This window comes from Corynebacterium sp. HMSC070H05, assembly GCF_001837615.1.
GTDB lineage: Bacteria > Actinomycetota > Actinomycetes > Mycobacteriales > Mycobacteriaceae > Corynebacterium > Corynebacterium coyleae.
This window is the reverse complement of the sequence record NZ_KV833341.1, coordinates 129504-150501: the sequence shown is the minus strand read 5'-3', so window position 1 is coordinate 150501 and position 20998 is coordinate 129504. Positions and strand designations below refer to the sequence as shown.

Here is a 20998-nt window from a genome sequence, read left to right as displayed (position 1 = left end):
CCAACGCAACGCTTACCTGACGGTTGAACGTCCGTACTATTGTTCTGAATGGTTCCTGTGAAGTCACGTAAACCCATGTTTCGGCCACTTCGGTCTAGGGTGGTGTGTCATGCAATTGTCTCGCGAGCGCATCACGCAGGCGGCGCTTGAGCTGCTGTCTGGGTACGGTTTGGCTGATGTTTCCATGCGGCGTGTGGCGTCGTCGCTGGGCGTCGCCCCCGGCGCGTTGTACTGGCATATCGCCAACAAGCAGGAGTTGCTCGCGTCGTTGGCGGAGCATATTGTGCGCCCTCTCATGAGCGATCCAGTTGCCGACCCAGCTGAGCTAAGTCGCGCGCTGCGGGAAGCGGTGCTCGGCATCCGCGATGGCGCAGAGGTGCTTGTGGCTGCAGTGAGTCAGCCGGACGCTGAGGTTCGCGCCCAGTTGTCGGAATTGTTTATTGCGTCGGTGCGTGAGTATTCGGGTGAGGGGTCGTCGTCAAGCGAGATGCGTGCTGTGGCTCTCGGCCTGTTGCATTTGACGCTTGGGGATGCCGCCGTGCACCAAGCAAGCACACAACTTGCGGAAGCGACCGGCAGTGTTTCGGACACGTACGAAGACGATTCTGCGCAGACGCATGCTGCGGCCGTGAAGTTTTTGCTGGACGGTTTGGCGCAGCATTCGTAGCCCGGGCAGTGTCGAGCGGGTGCACTATGCTCGGGCAGCATGACTGAGACGACGCATCCGGATCTGCAGCAGCAAGTCTGGCCTGGCTCCGCACATCCGCTGGGCTCGACGTTTGATGGGGCGGGGACGAACTTTGCACTGTTTTCGGGGGTTGCTGATGCAGTTGAGCTTTGTCTTATCGACGACACCGGCGCCGAAACGCGTATCGCCCTCGACGAGGTGGATAACCATGTCTGGCACGCTTACCTGCCCGGTGTTGGCCCAGGTCAGCGTTATGGCTACCGCGTGCACGGGCCGTGGGACCCGGCCGACGGCAAGCGTTGCGATCCCAGCAAGCTGCTCGTGGACCCGTACGCGCGCGCCTTTGATGGGGAGTTTGATCAGCATTCCTCGCTGTTTTCCTACGACGTCAACGCAGAAGAACCTGGTACCGGTCGCAATGAAGAAGACTCGCTCGGCCACACGATGTTGTCGGTGGTGATCAACCCGTTCTTCGACTGGGGCGACGACCGCGCGCCGAAGATCCCTGATGAGGAGATGGTGATCTACGAGTGCCATGTCAAGGGCATGACACAGACCCACCCGGGCATTCCTGAGCAGTTGCGCGGCACCTATGCGGGTATGGCGCACCCGGTAATGGTGGATTACCTCACCGACCTTGGTGTGACCTCGATTGAGTTGCTGCCGGTGCACCAATTTTTGCAAGACGACCGCCTACTCAAACTCGGGTTGCGCAACTACTGGGGCTACAACACGTTCGGTTTCTTCGCCCCGGAGCACAGCTACGCCTCCTCCTCTGCCCCTGGCGATGCCGTGGCCGAGTTCAAACAGATGGTGCGCGCCTACCACGAGGCCGGCATCGAGGTGATCCTGGATGTGGTATACAACCACACCGCGGAGGGCAACCACATGGGCCCGACAATTGCGTTTCGTGGCATTGATAACGAGGCGTATTACAGGCTTGTCGACGACAACCGGTTCCTCTATATGGACTACACCGGCACCGGAAACTCACTGAACGTGCGCTACCCGCACTCCCTGCAGTTGATTATGGATTCGCTGCGCTACTGGGTCACCGAGATGCACGTCGACGGGTTCCGCTTCGACCTCGCCTCGACCCTCGCGCGCGAGTTTTCAGACGTGGACCGTCTGGCCACCTTCTTCGACTTGGTTCAACAGGACCCGGTGGTGAGCCAGGTCAAACTCATCGCCGAGCCGTGGGATGTGGGCGAAGGCGGCTACCAGGTAGGTAACTTCCCTGCCCTGTGGAGCGAGTGGAACGGCAAATACCGCGACACCATGCGCGACTTTTGGCGCGGTGAAGATTCCACGCTCGGTGAGTTTGCCTCGCGCCTCACCGGCTCATCGGACCTGTACCAGCACAACGGGCGCCGCCCTACCGCGTCGATCAACTTCATCACAGCCCACGACGGGTTCACCCTGAATGATCTGGTGTCCTACAACGACAAACACAACGAAGCCAACGGCGAAGACAGCCGCGATGGCGAGAACCACAACCGGTCCTGGAACTGTGGTGTGGAGGGCCACACGGACGACCCTGTGGTGCTCGACCTGCGCGCACGGCAGCGCCGCAACTTCCTGACCACACTCTTGCTATCTCAGGGCACCCCGATGCTCGCTCACGGCGACGAGATCGCACGCACGCAGGGCGGCAACAACAACGTGTACTGCCAGGACAACGAGACGGCTTGGATGGACTGGTCCAACCTTGAAAGCGCAGCAGACCTGCACGAATTCACGCGTCGGCTCATCGCTTTGCGCCGAGATCATCCGGTGTTTCGCCGCCGCAGGTTCCTCGAGGGCGGTGCGCTTGGCGACGACGAACACGGCCGAGAGATCGCTTGGCTCACCCCCGACTGCCGTCTCATGACACAAGACGATTGGAACGCCGCCTTCGGCCGTGCACTTATGGTTCACCTCGATGGCGAAGCCATCGCCGAGCCCGATAGTCGAGGACAGCGCATCGTGGACGACTCCTTCCTCCTGATGTTCAACGCCCACTATGAGGACATCGACTTCACAGTCCCCGGCGCGAGGTTTGGTGACGAGTGGGAGATCGTCGTCGATACGACTGGCCCCCTCGGCTACCGTGAAGGCGCACAGCCCATCGGTCCGGATTCGACTGTCACCGTCGGCCAGCGCTCGACCGTGGTGCTGCGCCGTACGCAACCGCCCGCTGGAGCGGGCCGAAAGGAAGACAACGCCTAAATGATTTCCGCTCATGGTGCAACGTTGACTGTGACCAACGACGCCCTCACCGTGACCCCAACTGCCCTCCTCGCCTCACTGCGTGGCGATTCTTCCGACCGCACCGTCAACATTGCCGACATCACCGGCGTGGATATCACCGAAGGTGACGCATGGTCGCCGACCAAAGTGGATGTTGCCACCACCGGTGCTCCGCTGACCGTCTGGTTCGCACCGGGAGACGTCGATGGCGCAAAGAAGTTGCGCACGCTTCTCGACGACGCCAAGCACGGCGAGGCCCCCACCACCGCTACCGCCGACGGCGGAGCAGGCATTCCTGGCTTCTCCTTCGTCGGTTTCGATGTGGAAACCGCGAACCGTCGCTGGGGCTCGATCTGTCAGATCGGGTTGGTCAAGATTGTCGACGGCGAAGAGGTCGAGCGAAAGTCTTGGTTATGTAAGCCGCCTGCCGGTTTAGACGAGTTCGAATCCGGCAACGTTGCTATCCACGGCATTTCTGCTGAGGATGTCACTGATGCCCCAGACGTACGCGACTGTATCGCGGAAATGAGCGCCTTTGTCGGGGATTTACCCCTTGTCGCGCACAACGCACAGTTCGATGCCTCCGCACTTCGCGATGCTTGCTTGGCCTCCTCCATCGCCGTCCCGAAGATGCTGTTCGCGTGCACGTTGGCACAGGCCCGCGCTACCAAGCTGGATGTGGCAAATCACAAGCTTCCAACCCTTGCGCAGCACTTCGGCGTTTCCTTGGACAACCACCACGATGCCTGCGAAGATGCCGCTGCGTGCGCCGGTGTGATGGTTGGTCTCGCCCGGGAGGCCGGCCACACTGGCAGCCTGATGAGCTTCATCCACGACACCGGGTTCACGCTCGGATCGATCGACGACGCCCGCGTCACCCCTGTCCTCCGCGACCGCTCTGGTGCCGGCCGCGCGGTGCAGGCGAAGCAGGTCGCCGAAGGTGGTGTCGCTGCTGCCGTTGCCGCCACCGCCGAGCCACGTGGTTCCAACCAGGCCGGGCCGGTGAAGAAGGAGCGCAAACCCGCTCCGTGGCAGTCGGTGGCCACCCCGGACACCGTGCCGGAGCCAGATGCTCAAGCCGACCCGAACGCTCCTCTCTACGGCGAGCACGTCACCTTAACCGGTGAGTTCGAACCGCACGATAAGGGCGAGTTGTGGGACGCGATTGCGAAGCAGGGCGCGCAGGTGGGCAAGAACGTCACCAAGAAAACGACCATCCTGGTTGTCGGCGAATGGTCGAGTGTGACCTCGAAGGAGAAACGAGCCCGCGAACTGCAGGAAAAGGGCCAGGACATTCAGATTTGGCAGGCCCCGAAACTCCTCAAGGTACTCGGTCTGTAAAAAGTTTTGGTTCGGATGGAACCGGGGCGGTGTTGGCTACGTCTAACTGAGTATGTACGTAGTAGAAACTCTTCCCCGCCCTGTCCACCAAGATGCTATTGAATTGCGGCTGGCGCGTCGCGACGACGTCGCGCCATCGTCGTCGTCACGTTCCTGGCTCACGCCTGGCTTTTCGGCCTCGACCGCGTTTATCAACCTTGCACCGCGCCTGGTGTGTGTCTTTACCGTCGACGACGGTCCGGCGCTGACCCACCAACAAATCGGTGAGCTCACGCCGAGCATGAACCAGCTCTGGAATGGTGCCGCTGACCGGTTGGCGAAGCGGGCGCTCGTCGACACGGGCGTCGAGTTTTTGGTGCGCAATCCCGCTGCCGCGCTGGAGCAGACCGGCCTTCCGCCCGGTTTAGAGGTAGGTGGACACGGTGTGCCACCCACCGCGTGGCTCGCTCACCCGAAAACGTTTACGGTGATGCACCGCCATTTCCAGACGGTGCTCGACCCCCACCACGAGCTGGTCTACGCCACCCGCGACGACCAGGAACTGTTTATCTTCGACGCACCGCTGCATCACGTCCGCGACATCCTGGGGCGCGGCGCGCTGATGACATACTCGGTCGGCTTCCCGCTAATGCACGATCCGCCAGTTTCCGGGTAAGCTCACCCGCCGACATGAGCACTTCAAAACAACCGGCCAAGCGAAACAAGGAAGCTGACGACACAATCGCACGTCTCGGCTCCACCTACTTCGCTTGGGTAAACGCACACGAGGACGCGGCGATGACCTTCCGCCACGCCCTCCATGAACTCATGCGCGATGCCGGCGTGAATTTCGACCGTGTAGATGCACGAGTGAAGTCCTGGACCTCGTTGAAGGAAAAAGCCCGCAAAACTCGCGACGGTGAGTTGCTCTACCCCGACCCGTGGCACGACATCAAAGACATCATCGGCGCCCGAATCACCGTGCTGCACTCGACCGAGATCCCTGCAGTGCAGCGCCTGCTCGCCGACGAGTTTGAGGTGTTGCGCAGCGTGGACAAAGCCGAAGAAACCCGAGTCGCCGGCAACTTCGGCTACGGCTCGCACCACCTTGTCGTCCGTGTTGAGGAGCAATCCGAGGGCCTTGAGGAGTTCGTCGGCCAAGTCTTCGAGGTGCAGATTCGTACAGTGCTGCAGCATGCGTGGGCGGAGTTTGAGCACGACATCAGGTACAAACGCTCAGCGGAAAAACTCGACCCGCAGGTGGACCGCGCGTTCACCCTCGCCGCGGGACTTATCGAGCTAGCCGATCAGCAGTTTGACCAAATTTCAACCTTGGCAGACCCACAGGAAAAGGTGCACACCGACGTGGACACCGAAATCTCGCCTGAGACACTGCCGGGCATTCTGACCGTGTTGCTTGGCAGCCAGTTTCCGCTCTCACGCGCGGGCGACTACCGCTTCCTCACCGAGTTGCTGCGTGCCCACGGCATTGAGCTTGTCTCGGACGTTGCGGACCTGACCAACCCGGCAGACATCGAGGCTGTGTCCAACTCGATGAACTACTCATTCGTCCCGGGGCAAGTGCGCATTATCGACGATCTGCTGCTCAACCGGTTCGGCACCGAACACATCGAGAAAACCTGGGATTCGGGAAACCGCCCAGAGGTGCGCCGCGAGCGTCTGAACGGCCGTCTAGCCCGGCTGCGCAGCAGCATCGATTAGCTGCGTTTAGTTACGCCGCCCCATGAGGCGGTCGATTTCGCGGCGTTCCTTCTTCGTGGGGCGCCCAGTTCCGCGATCGCGCACAGGAGGTGCCGCGAAGAGTTCACGCGGTGGTGGTGGCGGACTGTGGTCGATGTAGCAGGTGCGCGCCACCGGGGCGCCAACGCGCTTCGACACCGTCGCCGTAACCTCGAGAATGTACTCGTGGTGGTTCTTCCATACCCGCACCGTGTCTCCCGGCACGACCTGGACGGCAGGTTTGACTGCCTTGCCACCGATCTTGACGTGCCCAGCACGAACGGCTTCGGCGGCCTGGCTGCGTGTTTTGAAGATCCGCACGGCCCACAGCCAGGCGTCGATACGGACGGCTTTGCCTGACGGTTCGATCAAGGCGCTAGTAACGGTCCTGGTGATTGACGATCTTTTGGACCTTGTTCCAATTCACAAAACCACCCGCAACTCCGATGACGAGCCCAAGCACCAGGATCGTCCAGGACTGCATCAGCAGACCGAACGCGATGCCGCCGGCGAGGCCGCCGCCGGCCCACACCAGCGCGTCGCGCGAGTATTTGCGCACGGCGGCTTTTCGTTGGTCGATCGGGTTGTTTGGGCGCGGCTGCATAGTCATGGCATGCAATTCTAGCGCGAAGTAGACAACTCGACCCACCGTGGTCCGAGCGTTTTGCTTTCTGCTTGGCCTTGGGTGGCGGCGGCGAGGAGGTCGTCGATACGCTCACGCTCCCCTGGTTCGAACGCGAGCGTGTACGTGGCGGCAGCTCCGTATTCGACGTCTACGACTTCCACCCCAGCGTTGCGTAGTTCTGCTTCGATTCGGCCGGCTTCAGCATGCGGAAGGTCCACGGCAACTTGCTCACGCATGGCACGTGTGGTGGTGACAACGCTCGGCAGTGTTTCAGACACCGCGTTCGTATACGCACTCACAAGGCCGCCTGTGCCAAGCTTGATGCCACCAAAGTAGCGAATAACCACGGCGACAATGTCGGACATACCTGATCCTTTGAGCACCTCAAGCATCGGCTTTCCTGCCGTGCCGGAGGGCTCGCCGTCGTCGGAGGAACGCTCGATTGGCTGTGCGTCGTCGACATGAACGATGAACGCCGAACAATGGTGGCGCGCATCCGGATAGGCTTCGCGCGCGGCATGGATGACCTCGCGCGCTTCCTCCTCAGTGGTGGCACGCGTCACCCAGGTGATGAACCTGGAACGTTTGATCTCAAGCTCGTGGATGGCTGTCTCCCCAGCCTTGGGTCGGACGTAAGAAGTAACCATTTAACCTGCAACGATGAAGTCGTACTCAGGCGTGCCAGGCTCGAGGCGACGGCAGCCGATCGGCGACGCTTCCATACGATCCAGCAAGGGCGCAAGGTCTTCTGCATGCGCCAACTCAATGCCAACTAGCGCCGCACCGGTTTCGCGGTTGTTCTTCTTCAAGTACTCGAAGAGCACGATGTCATCTTCCTCGCCCAGGATCTCCCGCAGGAACATGCGAAGCTGCCCTGGCTCTTGGGGGAAGTTGACCAGGAAGTAGTGGCGCAGTCCACGGTGGACCAAGGAGCGCTCCATGACCTCCGCGTAGCGCAGCACATCGTTGTTGCCTCCGGAAATGATGCAAACGACGGTCGAGCCGGGCTTAATCGTCGTTTGCGCAAGACCTGCAACCGACAGTGCGCCCGCGGGCTCGGCGATGATGCCTTCGTTTTGGTACAGCGAGAGCATCTCCGTGCACACTGCCCCTTCGTCGCAAGAAAGCACCTCAGCACGATCTTTGTGTGCTTGGAATACCTGCCAGGGAGTGTCACCGATCCGCTTCACCGCCGCCCCGTCCACGAATGGGTCGATAGATTCCAGCGTCACCGGCTCGCCCGCCTCAATCGCAGCGCGTAACGACGACGCCCCCACCGGCTCAACACCAACCACCCTCGTCGACGGCGACATGTCCGCCACATACGACATCACACCTGCCATCAGGCCACCGCCACCGACCGGCACAAGAACAGTGTCGAGCTGCTTGCCCATGCTGGACAACTGCGCGACGATCTCGGCCGCGACGGTGCCTTGCCCGACCACGGTATTGCGCGAGTCGAACGGCTCAATCACCGTCGCTCCCCGTGCCGCAGCGTCTTCGCGCGCAGCCTGGGCAGCCTCGTCAAACGTGTTGCCTGTGACGACGAGCTCAATCGCATCATCGCCGTGCACCAAAATGCGGTCACGCTTCTGCTTCGGGGTTGGCTTCGGGACAAAGATCTTGCCCTGAATACCAAGCGCACGGCACGCGTACGCCACGCCTTGGGCGTGATTGCCTGCCGACGCCGCCACAACGCCAGCCTCCCGCTCCTCCGGGGTCAGCTGCGAAATACCAAAGTAAGCCCCGCGAATCTTGTACGAACGCACATCCTGCAGGTCTTCACGCTTGAGATAAATCTCAGCACCGTACTGCTGAGACAGCCGCGGGCAGTACTGCAGCGGCGACGGAGTAATGACAGAAGAAATCCTTCCCTGCGCGAACTGGATATCGGCGGCATGGACCTCTCGGAATGTGTCGGATGGGCGCATGGTCGATCAGTGTACGCGCGACGAGTTTTCAGTTTGTTCAAACCTCGATTTACCCCACCTCCATAGAACTTAGACATATAGATGATTTGGGGTACACTGCTCGCCGTGACCAAACCCCTGACTTCCAGGTGTTGGCCAATCCGATGCGGGGAACACTGAAAACATTGCCTATATCACTATGTTTTCTTCTGGGAACCTGCTAGGTTCTTCCGAGTGATCTGTCGAGCGCACGGTCGACAGCGACAAACCCCCCTAAATTTCCATAGGAGTTTTTCATAATGAAGCGCTTTTCTTCTGCAATGGTCGCTGCCGCGACCGCGCTGACCCTGACTGTTACCCCGGCTTACGCTGAGGACGCCAAGAACACCGGCAACGAGGCCACCGACACCCACACCACCGCTCCGGTTGACCAGCCCGAGGACAACAAGGGCGAGACCGACAAGCCGGGCGAGGGCGAAACCGACAAGCCGGGCAAGGGCGAGGACAACAAGGACGAGACCAACAACCCGCCGGCTCCCCAGAAGCAGACTTCCGGTTCCTCCCAGGGCCACATCATCGGCGCTGTGTCTGGCACCCTCGCTGCGGTTCTGACCACCGGTCTGATCGTGTTCTCTGACCCGCGTGGCATCAACAAGATCATCGACGCACTGAACCGCGAGTTCCACCTGGGCATCCCGCACGTCCACGTGCCGCAGGTCCAGCTCCCGAAGCTCCCGTTCTAAACCTCCACCCCAGCTAGGAATATTCAAGCATGAAGCTCCGCACTCTGTTGGTTTCCGCAGCCGGTGCCGCCGTCGCCGCTGGCGCTCTTGGCACTTCAGCTCTCGCTGCAGAGACCACCACATCCGAACCCACTTCGGCAACTACCACCGCCACCTCGGAACCGGCACCGACGACGACCACTGAGGCGCCGGCGGAACCGACACCTTCCGAGGGCACGGAGGAAACCACCACCTCGACGACGACTACTGAGACGTCGGAGGAAACTACCACCAACCAGTCGACCGAAACCACGACGAAGGAAACCACGACCGCTCCTACGCCGACGAAGGTGACCGCTGAGCCTTCGGCAACGCTGGCTCCGCACGGAAGCATCGGCCCTGCCGATAATGAGGAAGAAATCCTGAAAGCAATCACGACTATCAGCGTGATTGTTACGACGCTTGGTGCTGCAATCGGCAGCCTGGTTGTCTTCATCAACTCGATCCCTGGTGGTCGCGAGGCGCTGCGTAAGTTCTTCAAGTAAGACACGCGCTTCATCTCCTCATGCCCGCTGTGCAATATGCCAGCGGGCATTTAGCTGCGCCGACTATGCAGCGGCATAGTTTCCCCTAACCCAACATCCCGGTTCCCAAGGCGTCACCCGACAAGCTCGCGGCGCGGTACGCCCGCAGAGAATCACCGAAGCCGACTATGCAGCGGCATAGTCACCACCGCACGAGCCCCAAACGCGCACACTATGCAGCGGCATAGTCACTACCGCACGAGCCCCAAACCCGCACACTATGCAGCGGCATAGTTTCCCCTAGCCCAAGATCCCCGCACCCAGGGTTGCCTTGAGATCACCCATCAGGCTCGCAGAACGGTGCACTCGCAGATGGTCGCCGAGGATCATCAGTTGACTGTGTTCGCCGTTGACCAGGTTGAGATAGACGTCTGAGTCGCCTGGGTTGTTCGACAGCACTCCCTTGAGTTTCGAAATGTTGTCGATGGTGCACTGGTCCGTCCGCAGCGTTAGACGAAGCGGTAGGCCAGCACCGTTGCCGGGGCCAAGTTCGGGGACTTTGACGTCGTCGCCAAACAAGCTCATACGCTCGTCGCGAATTGAGACATGTGCTCGGACCAAAATGATGTTGTCCTCCACAATTTGCGGAGCGACGAGCGCGTACACCTTGTTGAAGAGCAGCACATCCACCTGCGCGCCGTGGTGATCCTCGATGGTCACAATCGCCCAGGGGGAACCGTCCTTCTTAGAGAAGCGTCGGTCCACATTCGAAATCAACCCACCGATGGTGACCTCTGCGCCGTTACGCAGTTCACCGGACAGGATGGTGGTGAGCTGCGTATCGGTCTGTGCATCGATGGCTTCCTCGTACCCATCAAGCGGGTGCCCGGACACGTATAGGCCAAGCATTTCGCGCTCGAGGGCGAGTTTGTGCTTACGGTCCCATTCGTCTTCAGGTACTTCGATGGCAAACGCAGAGTTCGCGGAACCGTCCTCGCCGCCAAGGCCCGCGAAGAGGTCGAATTGGCCCTTGTCAGCGGCCTTCTTCGTCGCCAAGACTGAGTCCACCGCGTCTTCCTGGATCAGCATCAAGCCTTTACGCGGGTGACCCAAAGAATCGAACGCGCCTGCCTTGATCAGCGATTCCGTGATGCGCTTGTTGCACGGAAGGAGATCGATCTTGTCCAGGTAGTCAGAGAAGCTGGTGAAGTGTCCCTTGGACTTGCGGGTCTCTTTGATGGACTCCACCACTTCCGCACCGACGTTTCGCACAGCCGCAAGTCCGTAACGGATGTCTTTGCCGACAGCCATGAAGTTCTCTTCAGACTCGTTGATATCTGGCTGCAACACGCTGATGCCCAAGTGGCGGCAATCCGCCAGGTAAATCGCGGACTTGTCCTTCTTATCACCAACAGAGGTCAGCAGCGCGGCCATGTACTCGGCGGCGTAATTCGCCTTCATGTAGGCAGTCCAGTACGACACCAACGCATAGCCTGCGGCGTGAGACTTGTTAAACGCGTACGACGCGAACGGCTCAATCGTTCCCCACAGTGCATCGACGGCTTCCTTGGAGTAGCCGTTTTCAAACATGCCGGCAGAAAACGTCTCGTACTCCTTCGCCAGCACCTCCGGCTTCTTCTTACCCATGGCCTTACGGAAGCCGTCTGCCTGACCAGCCGTGTAGTTGGCTACCTTCTGCGAGATGTTCATGATCTGCTCTTGGTAGACGATCAGGCCGTAGGTTTCGTCGAGAATCTCGCGCAGCGGCTCCTCAAGCTCCGGGTGAATCGGAGTGATCGGCTTGCGCCCATTCTTGCGGTCGGCGTAGTCCCAGTGAGCGTTCACACCCATCGGGCCCGGACGGTACAGAGCGAGCGAGGCGACAATATCGTTAAAGCCCGTCGGCTTCATACGCTTGAGAAGCTCCTGCATACCTCCGGAGTCGAGCTGGAACACTCCAAGGGTGTCGCCACGAGACAGCAACTCGTACACCGCCTCGTCGTCGGTGTCCAAGGCTTCAAGGTCGATGGTCTCGCCGCGGTTCTTCTCCACGTTCTCCAGCGCGTCGCCAAGCACTGTCAGGTTGCGTAGGCCGAGGAAGTCCATCTTCAGCAGGCCAATGGCCTCGCACGCCGGATAGTCCCAACCGGTAATGATCGCACCGTCGGCAGGACGCTTCCACATCGGAATGTGGTCCATCAGCGGCACCGACGCCATAATCACCGCACATGCGTGCACGCCTGCTTGGCGCACAACGCCTTCAAGTCCACGGGCGGTTTCATAGATCTTGGCCACATCCGGATCTGTCTCGATCAGCGAGCGAACCTCAGCCGCTTCCGCGTAGCGCTCGTGCTCCGGGTCCGTGATGCCGGACAGCGGAATATCCTTCGCCATAATTGCTGGTGGCAGGGCACCGTTGATGCGGTCGGCCATCTGGAAGCCCGGCTGGCCGAAGTTCACCTTCGCCGAGTCCTTAATGGCCTGCTTTGTCTTCACCGTGCCAAAGGTGATCACCTGGGCGATCTTGTCCTCGCCCCAACGCTCGGCGGCGTAGGTGATCATTTCTCCGCGGCGGCGATCGTCGAAGTCGATATCGATATCCGGTGCGGACGGACGCTCCGGGTTGAGGAATCGCTCGAAGAGCAGGCCGTGCTCCATCGGGTCAATATTTGTAATGGTCAACGCATACGCAACCAACGAACCAGCGGCGGAACCACGACCCGGACCAACGCGAATGCCGATCTCGCGGGCGTGCTTAATCAGCTCCGCAACGATCAGGAAGTAGGAGGGGTAGCCCTTCATGTCGATGACGTCGATCTCGTAATTCGCACGCTCGGTGTATTCCTGCGGAACCTCTCCCCCGTTGAAACGCTCCGACAGTCCGCGGCGAACCTCCTCACGCAGCCACGTCGTCGGGGTGTGTCCCTCCGGAACGTCCGCGATCGGCATGCGATCGTGCGGGTGTTCCTCCCACAACTCGCTGTAGTCGCCGACACGCTCCGCGATCCACAGGGTGTTGTCGCACCCGTCAGGCACGGTGGAGTCCCACAACTCACGCATCTGTTCGGCAGTCTTGATGTAGTAGCCGGAGCCATCAAACTTGAAGCGGTCCGGATCCAGCAGCGTCTTGCCTGTCTGGACACACAGCATTGCCTCGTGCGCGGGCGCCTGGGATTCGAGGACGTAGTGGCAGTCGTTGGTCACCAGCGGCGGCAGTTCAAGCATCTCTCCGATGCGCAACAGGTCGTCGCGCACGCGGCGTTCGATGTGCAACCCGTGGTCCATCAGTTCAAGGAAGTAGTTGTCCTTGCCGTAGATGTCCTGCCACATCGCCGCAGCCTCCAACGCGGCGTCAAACTGGCCTAGACGCAGGCGAGTTTGCACGTCACCGGACGGGCAGCCAGTGGTCGCGATAATGCCGTCAGCATGCTCGGCGATAAGTTCCGCATCCATGCGAGGCCACTTGCCCAACTGTCCCTCGTACGACGCAAGGGAGCTCAGCTTGAACAAGTTGCGCAGACCCGTCGCGTTCTCGGCGAGCATGGTCTGGTGGAGGTATGCGCCGGACGCGGAGACATCGTCACGCTTTTGATCCGGCGTACCCCACAGCACACGCTTCTTATTAAAACGAGAGTCCGGTGCCATGTAAGACTCAATGCCGATGATCGGCTTCACACCAGCATCGACCATGCGACGGTAAAACGCATTGGAGCCGAACATGTTGCCGTGGTCGGTCATGCCGACTGCTGGCATGCCCTGGCGGGACACCTCCTCAGCCAGCAAGTCCACCTTTGCCATGCCGTCCAACATGGAGAACTCGGTGTGGTTATGAAGATGAACGAAGGAGGATTTTTTGGCCATGCGGCTCATCTTAGACGGCTACGCAAGTCCGAATTATTCGTAGCGCAGCGCGTCGATGGGCTGCATCTTCGCGGCCTTCGACGCAGGGTATGCGCCGAAGAATACACCGGTCGCCAGCGAGAACAGCAGCGCGAACACCACGGCTCCGATCGGTGGCCATGTCATTTCCAAAAGCGCCGAGCTGGCGATCATGCCGACAGCGCCACCTAGGATGACGCCAATGACGCCGCCGATGAGGCACACCAGCATCGCCTCGACGATGAACTGGACACGAATATCATTGTGGGTTGCGCCGAGCGCTTTACGCACGCCGATTTCGCGGGTGCGTTCAGTAACCGTGATCAGCATGATGTTCATCACGCCGATACCGCCGACGAGGAGCGAGATGCCGCCGATTGCGGAGAGCACGGTCGACAGGGTGCGGAAGATCGTCGTCAAGCCTTCGAGGCTCGCTGAGATATCGAACACCTCGGCCTCGTAGTTGTCGTTACCGGCGTACATGCGATCCAGGTACGTTTGCAGGTCTGCGCGGAACGCCTCCGGGTCCTCATCCACAGCAGCACGCACGCTAAACGACGACACCCAGTCCGCCTCCAAGCCAACCCTGTCCGCGGCCGTGACCGGAATGTAGGCGTCCGCAAACGCGGTTTCCCCGAACATGGGCTGGCTCTCCGATTTTTCCAGCACACCGATGATGGTGAACACCGCCGGCTTGCCGTGGATGATGAGGTCGAAGCGGGAGCCGAGCGCCTTGCTCGGATCGTTGTCGAACAACGCCTCGACCAGCTCTGGCGACACAACGGCAACGGGGCGACGACTATCAATGATGTCTTGATCCAACCCGCGACCGTACTGAACCTTCAGGCCACGCATGTCGAGCGAGCTCGCAAGCGACGGGTAGATCGACACACTTGAAGTGTTGTCCCCGACCTGTGCGTCACCACCACCGGAAAGCTCCAGATCGATGCCTTGCACGCGGTCGCCGAACGACGCTTGCAGCTCGTTGAGCTGATCAAACGTGACAGCATCGTTCTCGTTTGTCGGCGGGGCAAGATCAAACGCCGCAAACGGGTCCTCGGATTTCTCGCCTTCTTCCGCGCGTTCGTGCACCATCACCGGGTACGTGGTCGTGCCGGCGTCTTCCAGACCACCCATCACATCGTTCTCGAGGGCACGGCCCAACGTCATGATGATGATCACGGCCATGATGCCGATGATGATGCCCAAAAGCGTCAGCAGCGAGCGCAACTTGTTGGTATTCAGGCTGGACAGCGCCAACCGTAGCGATTCGCGAATATTCACCTAGTTCACCCCACCCGGCTGGCGCACACGAGCGATTTTTCCGTCCATCATTTCCACGATCCGGCCGGTTTCTTCAGCCAACTCCGGGTTGTGGGTAATAAACACGATGGCTTTGCCCAGTTCCTGGTTGAGTTCGTGGAACAGGTCCATGACCATGCGTCCGGTTTTGGAATCCAGGGCGCCCGTGGGCTCGTCGGCAAGCAGCAGCCCTGGGTCATTGGCCAGGCTGCGTGCGATTGCCACACGCTGCTTCTGGCCACCCGAAAGTTCGTTGGGGTTGTGGTGCAACCGATCCCCCATGCCCATGCGATCCAGCAGTTCGGCGGCGCGCTCCTCGCGCTCGCGCTTCGGCACACCGGCGTACATCATCGGCATGGCCACGTTCTGCAGCGCGTCGATGCGGCCAACGAGGTTGAAGTTCTGAAAAATGAATCCGATGTTTTGGCTGCGGTAATGCGCCAGTTCCTTGTCCTGCTTCGCGTACACAGGTTCGCCGTTGAAGGCATACGCACCTTCCGTGGGGCGATCAAGCATGCCGATTAGGTTCATCAACGTCGATTTACCGCAGCCCGAAGGACCCACGATAGAAACAAATTCGCCCTGTTCAGCGTAGAAATCCACGCCGTGCAGTACGGTCAGTTCGCTCGGCTCGCCAACGTTGTACGTCTTCACGATCCGGCGCATGTCGATCAACCTGCCGGTGTTCTCCATGCGCGGCTGCGTATCGACGACTTCCTCCACCGGGACAGTTTCAACTACCGGTTCGTCTTCATCGGCTGGGTCTTCTTCGCCGTCGAGGAAGAACGGGTCGTGGGTGTCTGTCGTGTCGGTCAGGGTGTCGTCGTCAAGCGGACGCTTTTTCCTGCGAAACACTTACGGCTGCTCCTTCTCGCCGTCCTGCTTCTTCTTGCCTTCGCGAGCCTCGCGGACCTTCTCCGGGTCGAAGTTCGGGTCGTTGATCTCAACGGTCTCCCCGATACGCTCGCGGTACTCGTCCGGCCAGTTCACAACAATATCGCCAGCCTTGAGGTCGCCGCCCGTAATGGCAATGTCGACGTCGTTGGACGCACCGGTTTTCACGATGCGTTCCTCGACCTTGCCAGAGGTCGCATCTTCGCCCTCGGTTGCCATGACGAGAACCTTCTTCTTCCCGTCTTCCTCATACACGGCGTCGAGCGGGACGTTGAGCGCGTCCTTCGCCTCAGCGGTAATGATCTCCGCACGCGCGGTACCACCCAGCAGCAGACCTTCCTTGTCGCCGGTGATTTCGATCTCGACCGGGAACGTCACCTCGCTCGAATTTTGCGATCCGCCGCCGCCCATCGCCATGCCAGGAACCTCAGCAGAACCAGAACCGCTCGCGGCCGGCGCAATGCGCGTGACCTTGCCCTTGAACTGCTTCTTGCCAGTTGCGGTCGACGTGAAATCAACCCGGTCCCCGACCGAGATGTTTGGCACGTCCGACTCACGGACGTCTGCCCGGATGACCAGGGAGGAATCGTCGGCAATACTGAGCAATTTGCCTTGCGGGATGTCGCCTTCGTGCACGGAAACCTCGGTCACCAATCCCGCGATCGGGGCGTACACGGTGCCTTCACGGACTTGGTATTCGAGTGTGCCGTCGCCCTCGCCAAGCTGCGCCGACTCGGCCTGACGGGTAGCGGAGCTCACCTGCGCCTGCAACTGGTCACGTTCCTGCGCCGCCTGCGCACGTGCGGACTCAAGTTCCGCCTGAGCCTGCTGCAGCGCCGCCTGAGCCTCCTGCTTGCTCAACGAACCACCAGCGAGCTGCGCCGGAGCTTGCGGTGCCGGTTGTGCCGGTTGTGCCGGCTGTGCCGGTGGCGCTGGAACACCCGGCTTTGCCGTCGCATTGCCAAGCGAAGAGATCTGACCCGCCATCTGCTCCACAGCCGCCATGCCGCGGTTGATCAAGCGCGGGCCACCCTCTGCAGCAACAGCTGCGTTATAAGCCGCCTGCGCCTGGTCGACCTGCGCCTGAGCAGCAGCAATCGCCGGGTGCGTCCCGTTATTGATGCTTGCCTGATACGCGTTCAGCTGCTGCTGCGCCTGCTGCACGTTGGCCTGCGCATCAGCCTGCGCGTTCGCCTGCTGCTTTTGCTGGACCGCCAACTGGCGCTCCAGCTCCTCGGTATTCATGGCAACGAGGAACTGCTGCGCCTGGACTCTATCGCCAGCCTTCACTGCAACGTTCTTTACCTCAGACTGCACCGCGGAGGTGATGTTGACCGTGCGCACCGGCTCAATCTTGCCGGAGACGACAACACTGTCAGAGACGCCTTCCTGGGACACGACGGTGTAATCGCCGGGCTGCAGCCCGTCACCTTCGCCTTCGCCGTTGCCATCGCCACCGAATCCGCACGCGCCGAGCAGCAGTGCGGACGACGTGACGATTGCCAGGCTCACGCGTGTCAGCCGGCGACGTGCGGTCGAGTGATTGGTCTCGGAAGCCAAGGGGTCTCCTCCCGGTAGCAGGCGTATAACTCCGCAAATTATACACGGCCCCCAGAGACGTTTCGGGTCAATGCAAACGCTCCCCACACAGCATCAGAAGGCAATACTTCCACGGCGAAAACAGCTGGCTGTTCGGCAACCGCGCGGAGTTCATCGCCTGAACCGTAAACGATCACTGCGTCAATTGGCTGCGTGGTTGCTTGCTGGAAGATTTCGTCACGTAGCTGCCCCGCAGGCGGTTCACCAACCGCGATAGGCGCTCCGCCGTTCGCGACCAGAGCACTCGCCCGGCGCGCCGGCGCAACCGTCACCGCAGCATCGTGAACAGATAATGCTGTATCGAACGTCACAAGCGCGAACGCGGGGGCGTCGGCGGCACGCAAGGTGTCGTCGGCGCGTTGCTTGTAGTTCTCTTCCCCGTCTTCGGGCCCGAGGGTGTCGCCTTGCAGCACAGATGGCAGTGGTGGCGTCGCAACGCCAATCGCCCACAACGCTGAGAGCGCAACACCAGCTGCAAGCAGCGTTGCGACGACCCGCCTACCCGTTACGGACCGCATCAAGCGCCACACGAAGGTCCTCCGGATACTCGGAGGTGACCTCCATATATTCACCGGTACGCGGGTGGACGAACCCAAGGCTGGTGGCATGCAGCCACTGACGCTTCAACCCGAGTTGCTTCGACAGAGTCGGGTCCGACCCATACATCGGATCTCCCACGCAGGGATGGCCCACCGAGGACATATGCACTCTGATCTGGTGGGTCCGGCCCGTTTCTAGGTGGACCTCGATGAGACTCGCCCGGCGGAACGCTTCAATTACCTCGTAGTGGGTCACGCTCGGCCGGCCGTCCTGCGTGACGGCAAACTTCCACCCGGCGGAAGGGTGGCGTCCGATCGGTGCATCGATTGTGCCAACTGTCGGGTCCGGCAGCCCCTGCACCAACGCGTTATAGGTCTTGTCCACGGTGCGTTCTTTAAAGGCGCGTTTCAACGCGGAGTAAGCGGGCACGCTTGCGGCAACGATCATGACGCCGGATGTGCCGACGTCGAGACGCTGCACGATGCCCTTGCGCTCCGGCGGGCCGGCATCGGGAAGCGTGAATCCCATGGCTTGCAACCCACCGACCACATCGGGGCCTTCCCAGCCCAAGGTCGGGTGCGCCGCCACGCCCACAGGCTTATCCACCGCGATGACGTCGGCATCCTTGTACAGGATCTCCAGACCTTCAACGAGTTCGGTGACCGGCTGCGGCGCCCGCTTCGGCTCCGGCAGAGTGACCTCCAGCATGGCGCCTGTGTGGACTCGTTCCGATTTCTGTGCAGCAGTGCCGTTGACAAGCACGTCACCGTTCGCGGCAATTTCTGCGGCGACGGCACGGGAGACACCGAACAGCTTCGACATCGCAGCATCGACACGCATCCCGTCCAGCCCTTCCGGCACTGGAAGCGCCCGGAACTTACCCATCGTTGTCCCCCTTCCGCTCTGCAACAAAGGTGGCCACGACAAACACCACCACACCGACCGTAATAGCAGCATCGGCCAGGTTAAACACCGCGAAACTGCCTACGGAGATGTAGTCCACCACATGTCCGAACCAGAATCCAGGCTCACGGAACAACCTGTCGCACAGGTTGCCCAGTGCGCCACCTGCGACCAGCGCTAGACCAAACGCCTCCCAACGTGTGGACATGCGAGGACCAAACCACAGCGCACCAATGACAAACGCAAGTTGGAGGGTGGTGAATAACCACGTCGAATTCTGCCCCATTGAAAATGCGGCGCCCGGGTTAAACAGCAGGTAGAAGCGGAACCAATCTCCGATCACTGGGTGGGGCACTCCGGGTTCCAGCCATGCGACCATGATGATTTTCAGGAGCTGGTCCAGCGCCGCCACGATGAGCATCACAGCGATCACGACACCAAGGTAGCGGGGTGTCGAGCGGGGTTTCGTTGCCTGTTCCATCGCCGTCCCACCTTAGCGCCTCGGACGCTACCCCTGCGTATGCCGTGCGGTACGTTCTTAAAGATGTCTCGTTTAACTGCCGCCGTTGCCGCCGTTGCTTTGTCACTGTCCCTCACCGCATGCGCGGGCGAGGAAGACCTGATCGAGGGCGTGCCCGCGTTCCCTGTGGACGAGCCGGGTGTCACTGTCGTCGATACGGGCGAACATGCTCGCGTGTTGTCGTACACCGAGAACGCCGAGCCCTGGTCCACCACGGTTGCGGTCTCGTCCGGTGTCGCGCAGACAGTGGGCGATCAGGTCCGGGGCGGCGATGTGGCGATCACGACGTTGCCGCTGGACATCTCGGTTGGTGACGCACCTGAACCCGGCGAGGGAGAAGCAGCTGCTTCTCGACGAATCGACTTCACCGTCGGCTCCGGCAAACACTCCAACCTGGACATCGGCCAGGACGTCGCCGCCACTGAAGGCTTCCGCATGAGCTGGCGTGGCGACGACTCTGGGAAGATCTCCACCATCAAACTGCTCGCCCCACCGGAAGCACCGGAGCGCGGCCTGCAGCATGTGGAGCCCGCCCTGCTGGCGCTGATCACCCAAAACGTCGTGTTCCCCACCGAACCAATCGGTGAGGGTGGCGTGTGGAAGGTGGAAAACCGAGTCGCCGGCGACAACACGATGTTGCGCACCACCACCTACACTGTCGAGTCGCTTACCGATTCCACCGTTGACCTCGCCGTCGACATCGAGGAACGCCCCTCGGAAAAGGACATGACGATCGACGCCGATGCCGCCGGGGACCTCAACGGCCAGCACATCGAGGTGGAGTCCTCTTCCACCACGTCGAAGGGGCACATCACCGTCGATTTCTCCCGCCCGTTGCCAGTGTCAGGCGAGGTGGAAGCGACAACCCACCTGGTGTACTCCGGCGGGGAGCAAACAACCCGCGTGGTCCAAGACATCACGCGGGCTGTGCGGTACGGCGCTTAACTTACAGGCCAGGAGCTGCCGGAGGCGCCTGCTCGGCTGGGGCTTCGGCCGGGGCCTCAGCCGGTGCGGCCGGTGCGGCCGGTGCGCCGGTGTTGCACATGTCCGGCACCTGCTCCGGCGGCAAGGTGTTGCTGACCAGGAAGCACGCCCAGCTTTGCGAGATCTTCCAGTGGCCCTCCTCGTACACAAACTCCACATCCTCAGCCAGCTGCGATTCCGCGTCCGGTCGGGTGAAGTTCACCGTCGCCAACACCGAGTTGGTGGTGTAGCCCGGCAACACCGGGTTGACCACCTGGAAGTTCGCGCCTGATTCCTGCTGAGACTGGGTCATCAGATCGAACAGTTCCGGCGTGGTTTCGCCACCCTGGACGGTGTTCGCGCGTTCTGCGATGGGCAGGTTCGGGTCGGCGGCGCGTTGCAGGACTGCGTTGAGCTCTTCTGCGGTGGGCATTTCTGCCACGGGCGCTGCGTCGGATGCGCTTGCCTGTTCGGCTGCGGTGGTGGTGTTCTCCGTGTTGTCGGACTCGCCCGAGCAGGCGGTCAGACCCAGCGCGAGGCTGGCCGCTGCAAGTGCCGCAGCAAATCGCTGTGCTTTCACGTGTTCTCCTTGCATACCTTGATTGACTTGCTCAACGTTACTGCACTGAAGCCCATTTCT

At 61.0% G+C, this 20998-nt stretch carries 20 protein-coding genes; 8 read left to right on the top strand and 12 right to left on the bottom strand.

The genetic code is table 11. The features are described from left to right. Window positions 1–109 precede the first annotated feature (109 nt). From HMPREF2617_RS08935 to HMPREF2617_RS08915, 5 genes are all read left to right on the top strand, one after another. The gene (locus HMPREF2617_RS08935; protein ID WP_070483943.1) at window positions 110–667 is read left to right on the top strand and encodes a TetR/AcrR family transcriptional regulator; all 558 of its coding nucleotides are present in this window, start codon (window positions 110–112) and stop codon (window positions 665–667) included. A 39-nt stretch (window positions 668–706) separates the two neighbouring features. Further along, on the top strand, window positions 707–2896 hold the full coding sequence (gene glgX / locus HMPREF2617_RS08930; RefSeq protein ID WP_070829077.1) for a glycogen debranching protein GlgX: 2190 nt from the start codon (window positions 707–709) through the stop codon (window positions 2894–2896). Continuing rightward, complete coding sequence (locus HMPREF2617_RS08925) at window positions 2897–4258, top strand: exonuclease domain-containing protein (protein ID WP_070840543.1); 1362 nt, start codon at window positions 2897–2899, stop codon at window positions 4256–4258. A gap of 103 nt (window positions 4259–4361) precedes the next feature. After that, window positions 4362–4913: a hypothetical protein gene (locus HMPREF2617_RS08920; RefSeq protein WP_070450928.1), complete on the top strand. Its 552-nt coding sequence runs from the start codon at window positions 4362–4364 to the stop codon at window positions 4911–4913. Between the two features lie 14 nt (window positions 4914–4927). After that, window positions 4928–5959 carry a GTP pyrophosphokinase gene (locus HMPREF2617_RS08915; protein WP_070570056.1) on the top strand — a complete coding sequence of 344 codons (1032 nt, stop codon included), beginning with the start codon at window positions 4928–4930 and terminating at the stop codon, window positions 5957–5959. A 6-nt stretch (window positions 5960–5965) separates the two neighbouring features. On the opposite strand, the gene HMPREF2617_RS08910 is transcribed toward HMPREF2617_RS08915, so the two are convergent. From HMPREF2617_RS08910 to ilvA, 4 genes are read right to left on the bottom strand one after another with little or no spacing between them, the layout of a single operon-like run. Continuing rightward, entirely contained in the window at window positions 5966–6349 is a 384-nt protein-coding gene (locus HMPREF2617_RS08910; RefSeq protein ID WP_070570058.1) for an RNA-binding S4 domain-containing protein, read from the bottom strand. Window positions 6350–6353: 4 nt separating this feature from the next. Continuing rightward, on the bottom strand, window positions 6354–6587 hold the full coding sequence (locus HMPREF2617_RS08905) for a hypothetical protein (protein WP_070422217.1): 234 nt from the start codon (window positions 6585–6587) through the stop codon (window positions 6354–6356). 11 nt (window positions 6588–6598) lie between these two features. Further along, complete coding sequence (locus tag HMPREF2617_RS08900; protein WP_070450919.1) at window positions 6599–7249, bottom strand: YigZ family protein; 651 nt, start codon at window positions 7247–7249, stop codon at window positions 6599–6601. After that, window positions 7250–8533 carry a threonine ammonia-lyase IlvA gene (gene ilvA, locus HMPREF2617_RS08895; protein WP_070840542.1) on the bottom strand — a complete coding sequence of 428 codons (1284 nt, stop codon included), beginning with the start codon at window positions 8531–8533 and terminating at the stop codon, window positions 7250–7252. Window positions 8534–8811: 278 nt separating this feature from the next. On the opposite strand from ilvA, the gene HMPREF2617_RS08890 reads away from it, so the two are divergent. Continuing rightward, the gene (locus tag HMPREF2617_RS08890) at window positions 8812–9255 is read left to right on the top strand and encodes a hypothetical protein (RefSeq protein WP_070840541.1); all 444 of its coding nucleotides are present in this window, start codon (window positions 8812–8814) and stop codon (window positions 9253–9255) included. 29 nt (window positions 9256–9284) lie between these two features. Then, window positions 9285–9779, top strand: a complete 495-nt coding sequence (locus HMPREF2617_RS08885; RefSeq protein WP_070450913.1) for a hypothetical protein — start codon at window positions 9285–9287, stop codon at window positions 9777–9779. Between the two features lie 279 nt (window positions 9780–10058). Here the strand turns inward: HMPREF2617_RS08885 and dnaE are convergent, their stop codons facing one another. The 7 genes from dnaE to lspA all read right to left on the bottom strand — a co-directional run bounded on the left by dnaE (window position 10059) and on the right by lspA (window position 19356). Continuing rightward, window positions 10059–13619, bottom strand: a complete 3561-nt coding sequence (gene dnaE / locus HMPREF2617_RS08880) for a DNA polymerase III subunit alpha (protein WP_070422212.1) — start codon at window positions 13617–13619, stop codon at window positions 10059–10061. A 33-nt stretch (window positions 13620–13652) separates the two neighbouring features. Continuing rightward, complete coding sequence (locus tag HMPREF2617_RS08875) at window positions 13653–14921, bottom strand: ABC transporter permease (protein ID WP_070771487.1); 1269 nt, start codon at window positions 14919–14921, stop codon at window positions 13653–13655. After that, the gene (locus tag HMPREF2617_RS08870) at window positions 14922–15632 is read right to left on the bottom strand and encodes an ABC transporter ATP-binding protein (protein WP_070422382.1); all 711 of its coding nucleotides are present in this window, start codon (window positions 15630–15632) and stop codon (window positions 14922–14924) included. A gap of 162 nt (window positions 15633–15794) precedes the next feature. Beyond that, window positions 15795–17393, bottom strand: coding sequence for an efflux RND transporter periplasmic adaptor subunit (locus HMPREF2617_RS08865; protein WP_070840540.1), 1599 nt, complete (start codon window positions 17391–17393; stop codon window positions 15795–15797). A 38-nt stretch (window positions 17394–17431) separates the two neighbouring features. Beyond that, complete coding sequence (locus HMPREF2617_RS08860) at window positions 17432–17950, bottom strand: hypothetical protein (RefSeq protein ID WP_141743379.1); 519 nt, start codon at window positions 17948–17950, stop codon at window positions 17432–17434. Next, the gene (locus HMPREF2617_RS08855) at window positions 17931–18857 is read right to left on the bottom strand and encodes an RluA family pseudouridine synthase (protein WP_070422209.1); all 927 of its coding nucleotides are present in this window, start codon (window positions 18855–18857) and stop codon (window positions 17931–17933) included. Before HMPREF2617_RS08855 ends, HMPREF2617_RS08860 begins: the two co-directional genes overlap by 20 nt. Next, window positions 18850–19356 carry a signal peptidase II gene (lspA, locus tag HMPREF2617_RS08850; RefSeq protein WP_070422208.1) on the bottom strand — a complete coding sequence of 169 codons (507 nt, stop codon included), beginning with the start codon at window positions 19354–19356 and terminating at the stop codon, window positions 18850–18852. Before lspA ends, HMPREF2617_RS08855 begins: the two co-directional genes overlap by 8 nt. Before the next feature lie 63 nt (window positions 19357–19419). Between lspA and HMPREF2617_RS08845 the strand changes: the two genes are divergently transcribed. After that, complete coding sequence (locus tag HMPREF2617_RS08845; RefSeq protein ID WP_083308108.1) at window positions 19420–20340, top strand: hypothetical protein; 921 nt, start codon at window positions 19420–19422, stop codon at window positions 20338–20340. A gap of 1 nt (window position 20341) precedes the next feature. On the opposite strand, the gene HMPREF2617_RS08840 is transcribed toward HMPREF2617_RS08845, so the two are convergent. Then, window positions 20342–20938, bottom strand: coding sequence for a WKL family lipoprotein (locus tag HMPREF2617_RS08840; RefSeq protein ID WP_070570073.1), 597 nt, complete (start codon window positions 20936–20938; stop codon window positions 20342–20344). Window positions 20939–20998: the final 60 nt, after the last annotated feature.